This is a genomic window from Shigella sp. FC1544 (assembly GCF_001722145.1).
Classification (GTDB): Bacteria; Pseudomonadota; Gammaproteobacteria; order Enterobacterales; family Enterobacteriaceae; genus Escherichia; species Escherichia coli.
Genome location: NZ_MECT01000349.1, coordinates 1 through 884, shown reverse-complemented (window position 1 = coordinate 884; position 884 = coordinate 1). Strand labels below are relative to the sequence as shown.

2 protein-coding genes and 1 pseudogene are annotated in these 884 nt (G+C 48.3%); 2 read left to right on the top strand and 1 reads right to left on the bottom strand.

The genetic code is table 11. The features are described from left to right. Positions 1-19 precede the first annotated feature (19 nt). Positions 20-364, top strand: a complete 345-nt coding sequence (locus tag BGK49_RS16125; RefSeq protein WP_000193278.1) for a YdfR family protein — start codon at positions 20-22, stop codon at positions 362-364. On the opposite strand, the gene BGK49_RS27595 is transcribed toward BGK49_RS16125, so the two are convergent. Next, on the bottom strand, positions 330-602 hold the full coding sequence (locus tag BGK49_RS27595) for a hypothetical protein (protein ID WP_000369850.1): 273 nt from the start codon (positions 600-602) through the stop codon (positions 330-332). The genes BGK49_RS16125 and BGK49_RS27595 overlap by 35 nt on opposite strands. A 105-nt stretch (positions 603-707) precedes the next feature. Here BGK49_RS27595 and BGK49_RS16120 point away from each other — a divergent pair. Then, positions 708-884, top strand: a pseudogene (locus BGK49_RS16120) (lysozyme); the annotation flags it as partial.

The window sequence follows — 884 nt, the reverse complement described above, 5'->3', positions numbered from 1 at the left end:
GCACGGGGAGAGTAATTCAATGACTCAAAACTATGAACTGATTGTGAAAGGGATCCGCAATTTTGAGAATAAAGTTACGGTAACTTTAGCGTTACGGGACAAAAAACGCTTTGACGGTGAAATTTTTGACCTGGACATCTCGCTGGACCGTGTTGAAGGTGCCGCGCTGGAGTTTTATGAGGCAGCAGCCAGAAGGAGCATCAGACAGGTCTTCCTGGATGTTGCTGCCGGGTTATGTGAAGGGGATGAGCAGTCGCCGGAAAAGCGCCCCGTAATTTTAGAGGCGCAGGATGTGTTGATAACCTACAGAGGAAAACTACCGGGAATAATTACGGGTTCTCTGAAGAGTCCGCCGAAATGGTAATTTTACCAGCATATTTTTCATCCAGTAATACAGCAAGCCGCCTGAAAGAGTCTTGTTGTTCCTGAGACCATTTGGGATTGCATGATTCAAACTGGATTGATGCCAGCGTTGATTGCATCTGTTCCCTTGGAATTGAGAATGCCAGATATGAGAAGGCGACGGTAAGGGTATTCACGTCTTCCCGAAGCCTGGAAATGCTGTCGAGCAACTCCTGTAGAGAAATGGTGTTATTGTCCATAAATAATCCTCATGATTGTATTGACCTGTTAGCAGCCTGAGGCAACAGGCTGGAACTGATAAACATATCCAGGGCTCAGAAACCGATAAATCCTGATAAATATCCATGAACGCAAAAATCAGATACGGCCTGTCGGCTGCCGTTCTGGCGCTGATTGCCGCTGGTGCGCCTGCGCCTGACATTCTCGACCAGTTTCTGGATGAAAAGGAAGGTAACCACACCACGGCATACCGTGATGGCGCGGGTATCTGGACCATCTGCCGCGGTGCCATCCTGGTGGAT

What these genes read in the sequence shown, in the direction of transcription:
- BGK49_RS16125 (WP_000193278.1), top strand. Translation starts at nt 20, where the DNA reads ATGACTCAAAACTATGAACTGATTGTGAAAGGGATCCGCAATTTTGAG.
- BGK49_RS27595 (WP_000369850.1), bottom strand. Translation starts at nt 602, where the DNA reads ATGGACAATAACACCATTTCTCTACAGGAGTTGCTCGACAGCATTTCC.